Source organism: Vibrio sp. 10N.237.312.B06, assembly GCF_041464685.1.
In the GTDB taxonomy this organism is placed as follows: Bacteria; Pseudomonadota; Gammaproteobacteria; order Enterobacterales; family Vibrionaceae; genus Vibrio; species Vibrio tasmaniensis_A.
The window spans coordinates 61,624-69,478 of sequence record NZ_JBFSPI010000017.1; the positions used below are offsets into that span (position 1 = coordinate 61,624).

The following is a 7,855-nucleotide window of genomic DNA, read 5'->3' on the forward strand; positions in this document are numbered from 1 at the left end:
AGTCCGTTTATCATCGACAGATAAATAACTAAATTACAGATACAAAAAGGGTTGCTATTAAGCAACCCTTTCTCTTTTTTACGTTACGAATCAAAGCTCGTTATAGATTCAAACTAGTTAATGTTTGGGCCTAACCACTTCTCAGCTTCCAACATATCCCAACCTTTACGGTCGGCATAGCTATCCACTTGATCCTGTTGAATCTGTGCAATCGCAAAGTATCGGGCATCAGGATGTGAAAAATACATACCAGACACTGAAGCACCAGGCCACATCGCGTAGCTCGTGGTTAGTGACATGTCGATCGCTTTTTCAACATCCATCAACTCCCACAACGTTCCTTTTTCTGTATGTTCTGGGCAAGCTGGGTAACCTGGAGCTGGACGAATACCTTGGTACTTCTCACGAATCAAATCGTCATTAGACAGATCCTCATCCGGCGAGTAGCCCCAAATGTCCTTTCTCACTTCTTTATGCAGGTATTCAGCGAACGCTTCAGCCAATCGGTCAGCAACCGCCTGAATCATAATCGCGTTGTAGTCATCACCGTTGGCTTTGTATTCATCAGCAAGCTCACGCTCGCCGATACCACCAGTCACTGCAAAGCCACCAATCCAGTCCGCTTTACCGCTATCTTTCGGCGCAATGTAATCAGACAAACAGTAGTTAAAACCTTTTGGCTTCTCGGTTTGCTGACGAAGGTTGTGTAAAACCTTTAACACTTCAGTACGAGATTCATCGGTATACACTTCGATATCATCGCCAACGCTGTTGGCAGGGAACATCGCACACATCCCACGAGCTTCAAGTAACTTCTCTTTCTGTACTCGATCCAATAAATCGTTGGCATCTTTGAATAAGCGTTTCGCTTCCTCGCCCACTTCTTCATGATTAAGAATTGCAGGGTATTTACCGACCAATGACCATGTCATAAAGAATGGAGTCCAGTCTATGTACTGGCGCAAAGTTGCCACATCAAAATCATTAAAGATGTGAACTCCCGGCTTAGCGGGTGCCGGTGGCGTATAAGCATCCCAATCGATAGCGACTTTATTAGCACGCGCTCTTTCAAGAGTGACAGGTTTAGTACGAGGCTTCTTACGATTATGCTGATCGCGAACGCGATCGTAATCAATATCCAGTTTCTCAACGAAAGCGGGTTTCAGTTCATCAGAGAGTAGCGAGGTGCAAACACCTACCGCACGCGAAGCATTGTTAACATAAACCACAGGCTCAGAGTAGTTCTGTTCAATCTTAACGGCTGTATGCGCTTTAGATGTGGTTGCTCCACCGATGAGAAGAGGCAGTTTAAAGCCTTGTCTTTCCATTTCTTTCGCAACATGCACCATCTCATCCAGGGAAGGAGTGATCAAACCCGAAAGGCCAATGATATCGACATTTTCTTCCTTAGCGACCTTAAGGATTTTTTCACATGAAACCATCACGCCTAAATCGATAATTTCGTAGTTATTACACTGCAAGACAACGCCCACAATATTTTTGCCAATATCGTGAACATCGCCTTTTACGGTCGCAAGTAAGATTTTTCCGTTAGTTGCACCTACGTCTTTGGTTGCATTGATAAATGGCTCTAGATGGGCTACCGCTTGCTTCATAACACGTGCAGATTTCACCACTTGAGGAAGGAACATCTTACCTTCACCAAAGAGGTCACCAACCACATTCATACCATCCATTAATGGGCCTTCTATCACCTCGATAGGGCGAGAGGCATTAACACGAGCTTCTTCGGTATCTTCAACAATAAAGTCGGTAATACCTTTAACTAAGGAATGCTCTAAGCGTTTTTCTACTGGCCAGATACGCCACTCTAAAGCAGATTTATCTTCAACTTTTCCAACTGCACGCTCTAGATATTCAGTTGCGATATCTAGCAAGCGCTCAGTGGAGTCATTTCGGCGGTTTAGAACCACATCTTCAACGGCTTCACGTAAATCCTCAGGGACATTATCGTAAATCTCTAATTGCCCAGCATTTACGATGCCCATATCCATACCGTTTTTAAAGCAGTGGTATAGGAATACTGCGTGGATAGCCTCACGAACGTAGTTATTACCTCGGAATGAGAACGAAACATTCGATACACCACCAGAAATCATCGCATGAGGTAAGTCTCGTTTGATGTCCCCTACAGCTTCAATGAAATCGACCGCATAGTTGTTATGCTCATCAATACCTGTCGCCACAGCAAAAATGTTCGGGTCAAAAATAATATCTTCAGGTGGGAAGCCCACTTCATCAACCAGAATATTGTAGGCATTAGTGCAAATCTCAACCTTACGCTCTCGAGTATCAGCTTGGCCAACTTCATCGAACGCCATCACGATAACGGCAGCACCATATCGGCGAACCAGTTTCGCTTGTTCGACAAACTTCTCTTTCCCTTCCTTCAATGAGATCGAGTTAACGATGCCTTTACCCTGAATACATTTCAGACCCGCTTCAATAACTTCCCATTTTGAAGAGTCGACCATGACTGGCACTTTCGAGATCTCAGGCTCAGACGCACATAGATTAAGGAATTTAACCATACACGCCTCAGCGTCTAGCATCCCTTCATCCATGTTGATATCGATAATTTGAGCGCCATTCTCAACTTGCTCTCGAGCCACACTCAAAGCTTCATCATATAGCTCTTCTTTGATAAGGCGCTTAAAGCGAGCAGAGCCCGTAACGTTAGTTCGCTCACCCACGTTAACAAATAGAGATTCCTTGGATATCGTCAATGGCTCTAAACCAGAGAGACGACAAGAGACGGGTAAATCTGGTAATTGGCGCGGTGTTACACCTTCAACAGCTTCTGCCATTTGGCGTATATGTTCTGGCGTCGTACCACAACAACCACCAATTAAGTTCAAGAAACCACTTTCAGCCCACTCCTTGACGTGTTCAGCCATATCTTCGGGAGAAAGGTCATACTCACCAAATGCATTAGGTAAACCCGCGTTAGGGTGTGCAGAAACATGACATTCGGAGATACGAGACATCTCACCGACATATTCGCGCAGTTCGTCAGGACCTAATGCACAGTTCAATCCAAATGAGATAGGTTTTACATGACAAAGGGCATTATAGAATGCTTCTGTTGTTTGTCCGGAAAGCGTCCGACCAGATGCATCTGTGATAGTACCGGAGATCATAACCGGTAAAATGATACCTACTTCTTCAAAGACAGATTCAACCGCAAAAGCACACGCTTTCGCGTTTAACGTATCGAAGATAGTTTCAATAAGAATTAAGTCTGAACCGCCCTTGATAAGCGCACGAGTCGATTCAGAGTAAGCCTCAACAAGTTCATCAAAGCTAACATTACGATAGCCCGGGTCATTAACATCTGGGGAGAGAGAACAAGTTCGGTTAGTTGGACCTAACACACCCGCCACGAAACGGGGTTTATCAGGAGTCTTCACTGTCCATTCATCTGCCGCTTCACGAGCCAACTTAGCAGCAGCATAGTTAATTTCTTCGCTAAGACTTTCCATATCATAGTCGGCCATAGCGATGGTTGTAGCGTTAAAGGTATTGGTCTCGAGGATATCAGCACCGGCTTCCAAATACTCCATATGGATATCTTTGATAAGCTTAGGCTGCGTAAGTACCAAAAGGTCATTGTTACCTTTTAAGTCACTATGCCAATCAGCAAATCGCTCACCGCGATAGTCTTGCTCTTCCAATTTATAATCCTGAATCATGGTACCCATGCCACCATCAATCAGTAAAATTCGTTGCTTCAACAGAGCGTCAATCTTTTGCCTTACATTACTTCCCACGATACAACCTCATTCCTTTAATTATCTCTCCATCCTACCACACATTCAAAAGGAGTCTAGACGTCTAAAACATGAAGTAAATGACCAAGTCATGACAAAAAAATGTTTGCTATTTGAGCATGAGAGAACGAGAATTAATATTCATATTTTGTTACATATTGGAATCCCAATGTCGGTCTATTACACCTTATGCTTCTTGTCCGCTGCAGCCATGCTTATTGCTTTCGTTAATACCAAAATTGGTAAAATGCAGACAACCATCGCCATCACAGCTGGCTCAATGATGCTATCTCTATTGATTATCATTGCGGGACAAAACAATTGGTTCCAATTGGCTGACATCGCTTCAGAAACCGTTGCCAGTATCAACTTTGAAGACTTCCTCCTAAAAGGAATACTGGGATTCTTACTTTTTGCAGGTGGTTTGGGAATTAAGTTACCTAATCTAAAAGATCAGAAATGGGAAATAACGGTACTCGCTCTTGGTGCTACACTATTTTCGACATTCTTTATTGGCTTTGTACTTTATGGGTTCTGTCAATTTATCGGTATTCAATTTGACTTAATTTATTGCTTACTGTTTGGTTCTCTAATATCTCCAACCGATCCAATAGCTGTATTAGCAATAGTGAAGAAGCTCGATGCTCCCAGACGAATCTCTACTCAAATCGAGGGAGAATCTCTATTCAACGATGGTTTTGGCCTAGTTATCTTCGTAACCCTATTTACCATTGCGTTCGGCACAGAAGCTCCGACTGTAGGTAGCGTGACCATGTTATTCGTCCAAGAGGCTATTGGCGGTATCGTCTACGGATTTGTTCTAGGTTTGATATTCCACTATCTAATCAGCAACACCGATGACCACTCGATGGAGTTGCTATTAACCATCGGTATTCCTACAGCTGGTTATGCTTTTGCAGAGGTTCTGCATGTATCTGGACCATTAGCAATGGTGGTATCTGGTATCATGATAGGCAACTGGACACGCTTCATCGGATTTTCTAAGGAAAGTGAGGATCACCTAGACCATTTTTGGGAATTAATAGATGAGTTCTTAAATGGCGTACTATTCTTGTTGATTGGTATGTCTATGCTGCTATTCAAGTTCCACCAAGAAGATTGGATTTTGATGGCGTTCGCAGTTCCTCTAGTATTGAGTGCTCGCTACCTAAGTGTTTTCTTGTCTTATATTGGATTTAAACACTTTAGAACTTACAACCCGTGGTCAACTAAGATTCTAACTTGGGGTGGTTTACGCGGAGGCTTAGCTCTAGCCATGGCACTTTCAATCCCTTCAGGTATCTGGGTGATTGAAGACAAAGCAATAGATGTTAAAGAGATAATCCTCGTTATGACCTATGCTGTTGTTGTGTTCTCTATTCTGGTTCAAGGATCAACAATCACTCCAATGATAGAAAAAGCGAAACAAGCTGAGAAAGAATTGGATTAATACCTAAAAATATAAACGAAGGTCGCTTAGTAGAAGCGGCCTTTTTTGTACCTGTGTCCATCAACAAGCACGCCTCTCTAGCCTACAAGTTGCTCCCTTATCTCTGACCACTACTTTAGTCATGATTGCTATCTGCAATCACGACTCTTGGTCGTACCTAACGCTTCCAAACAGGCCAACAAGCAACCACCAGTTTGAATGCATTCGAGCGAAGATAAACACAAAGCATTTACGGAAATAAATTAAGTAAAGATACATGGCCTTCTTTTCAAGTGAAGTATTGAAAGCATAATAAAGTGTAGAAAGAGAACCACGATCGAAGAGGAATTGTAATTAGAGTTAAAGCTTCGCACACCAATGTTCTAGAACCGAAACTTCTCTATAGAACATCTGATGCAGTAGCAAGAGGAGTCTAGTCTTTCTACCGGGGCGTGCAGTCTAGATCCTTAAATATGCCAGAGGAGGACTGAGTCGGCACTCCGGAGATTCAACCAGATTGGTAAGTTAGGAGGACGCCTAGTTCTCCCAACATTGCTTCGAAGAAGCAACAGACGTAAAAAGCCCTAGCATTTCTGCTGAGGCTTTGTATGTGGCAGGAGTAGAAGTTTAGACTCCCAACACGCGCTATTTTGGCAAACCGGAGAATCCGCTGCTTTGCTAATGGCGCATAATTAGCTTCAGAAAGCAAAAAGGCTCTAGCATTTCTGCTAGAGCCTTAAATATGGCAGGGGTGGAGAGATTCGAACTCCCAACACGCGGATTTGGAACACGTAATTTCGCTGCATTAAAGACACAATCAAACAACTAACCTGACTATGTTGGCATCCCACAAATGGGGATCTCGCAAGCTATTTGCTAAGACCCATAACACCACTAGCTAGTATGCGCTTGCATATCCATCTTAATCGACTTTGCTAGACCTGATAAGTCACCATATATTGATTTAGCATTAATATTCATTTTCCGCAGTAAAGCATAAATACCTTCATACAGTTCACTCGAAATAACAAACTTTAGCATTGGAGTTGAGCTGTATATATCCAACGAAAGCAAGTTTTCAATTTTCTGCTCTCTATTACCAGAGATTAAAAAAGTTCCTGCCTGTCTATCAATCCTGACATTCATTTCTAATGGCTCTGTTATCCACACAATGTCATAAGAGAATCTATCAACTACCTCATCAAATATCTGATCTTGAATACCATGAATATCTCGGCGACTCTTGTTGAAACCACCATCTTTTGTAGAAATATGGGCAACAGAAGCATCTAATACGGCATGATAATCCAGTGCAATCATGGCCAAGTCTTTCTTACTTTGAGGGTCATATGCTTCCAAAGCAAAATATAATGCAATGTAAGGACACTCTGTAAAATCGATTAGACGCGTTGGAGCTCCGTAGTGCTGCATAACAGATAACCAAGCAAGCTTGCTCTTTGGCTCATGGTTTGTGTCATTGTAAATATGATACTTTGATTTAAACAGGTTCAAGTAATGCTCTTCAACCTGTTTAACATTACCCCCCCATGAAGCCCCTAACGTACGCTCCAATGTTGATTCTAATCTCCAAGTTGAATCAGCATGCCCCCGGTAAATATAATGGTTGGGTAATTCATTCAACGCAGTCAAAATTTCTTCAATTGTTCTAATTCTTCTTTCTGTTATCACCCTCGAACCCTCGAGTATTCATCTTGTATTCGAGCCAAAACATCACGATATGACGCATCTAAGCTAACAACAACAGAAACTGCGTCACCCTTCATCCTAATCGGTACTACCTTTTTACCCTCGGCTGGGATAATTCTAGCAGATGCAGTATTAGCGGTTGCAGCTGTAGATTTAGCAATACTTTCGGCTACCTCTTCATTCAAAGCTTCACCCTTAACTTCAAGTGAACCTGTCTGTGCACCAATTTGTTGTGCATATACAGATAAAGGTTTTTGAAACAGTTCATCTGCGTCCACTGGGTTAGGGCCTGTAAACGTAGCTTTAAAGCTTTTAATAGCATAGGCAGCTCTAAGCTTTTGAATAAAGCCTTGAGGGTCAGGGATAAAGTTAACTTTAACTTCGGATCCAGTATGGATTACTGTTTCTGACTTTTCGAAGAGCCCTCGAATTCTACGAGCTACGGTTTCGGCATCTGGAGCCAATTTAGACTTCTTCGCAATACCTAGCAATCCTATACGACAATCAAACACTACTGTTGTATAAGGGCTAGAATCATCCAATTGATCTATAAAATTACCACTTTCCTTATCAAATTTTTCTAAAGTAGTCTTAGTCGTTCGACCAATAGCAAAAGACCCAGTCAGTTGATCAAAAAAATCAACATTCCCCAAATGCCATTCACTTCCTGAAGAAAGCATCATCTCAGGCTTCTCATTTATCGCTTCTAAAAAAACTTGTGAAGGAGAAAGACTGGGAAGCAAAAGCGACAACTGCGCGGGTTTTATAAACTTCACTCGATATAGATAGTCTTCGGTACCTGCCACTGACACACCTTGATATATATTCTGATTATTTGTGTTTAGTATCTATTTCTATAATAAAAACAACAAGTACTAGGGCGTGTTGATCTTTCGTGAGTGTTTTTTGAACAGCATGGTAAAGAGTT

4 protein-coding genes are annotated in these 7,855 nt (G+C 42.3%); 1 reads left to right on the plus strand and 3 read right to left on the minus strand.

What is annotated here, in order from left to right; translation table 11 throughout:
* Positions 1 to 113: 113 nt before the first annotated feature.
* Positions 114 to 3,791 carry a methionine synthase gene (gene metH, locus AB6C75_RS06900; protein ID WP_372107452.1) on the minus strand — a complete coding sequence of 1,226 codons (3,678 nt, stop codon included), beginning with the start codon at positions 3,789 to 3,791 and terminating at the stop codon, positions 114 to 116.
* Positions 3,792 to 3,960: 169 nt separating this feature from the next.
* Between metH and AB6C75_RS06905 the strand changes: the two genes are divergently transcribed.
* Positions 3,961 to 5,241, plus strand: coding sequence for a cation:proton antiporter (locus tag AB6C75_RS06905; RefSeq protein ID WP_372107453.1), 1,281 nt, complete (start codon positions 3,961 to 3,963; stop codon positions 5,239 to 5,241).
* Positions 5,242 to 6,114: 873 nt separating this feature from the next.
* Here AB6C75_RS06905 and AB6C75_RS06910 read toward each other — a convergent pair.
* Both AB6C75_RS06910 and AB6C75_RS06915 read right to left on the minus strand, forming a co-directional pair.
* Complete coding sequence (locus AB6C75_RS06910; protein WP_372107454.1) at positions 6,115 to 6,909, minus strand: FRG domain-containing protein; 795 nt, start codon at positions 6,907 to 6,909, stop codon at positions 6,115 to 6,117.
* The gene (locus AB6C75_RS06915) at positions 6,906 to 7,733 is read right to left on the minus strand and encodes a hypothetical protein (protein ID WP_372107455.1); all 828 of its coding nucleotides are present in this window, start codon (positions 7,731 to 7,733) and stop codon (positions 6,906 to 6,908) included. The genes AB6C75_RS06910 and AB6C75_RS06915 overlap by 4 nt, the downstream gene beginning before the upstream one ends.
* Positions 7,734 to 7,855 lie beyond the last annotated feature (122 nt).

Excerpts from the sequence above, each read along its gene's own strand:
- AB6C75_RS06905 (WP_372107453.1), top strand. The coding sequence starts at position 3,961 with ATGTCGGTCTATTACACCTTATGCTTCTTGTCCGCTGCAGCCATGCTT.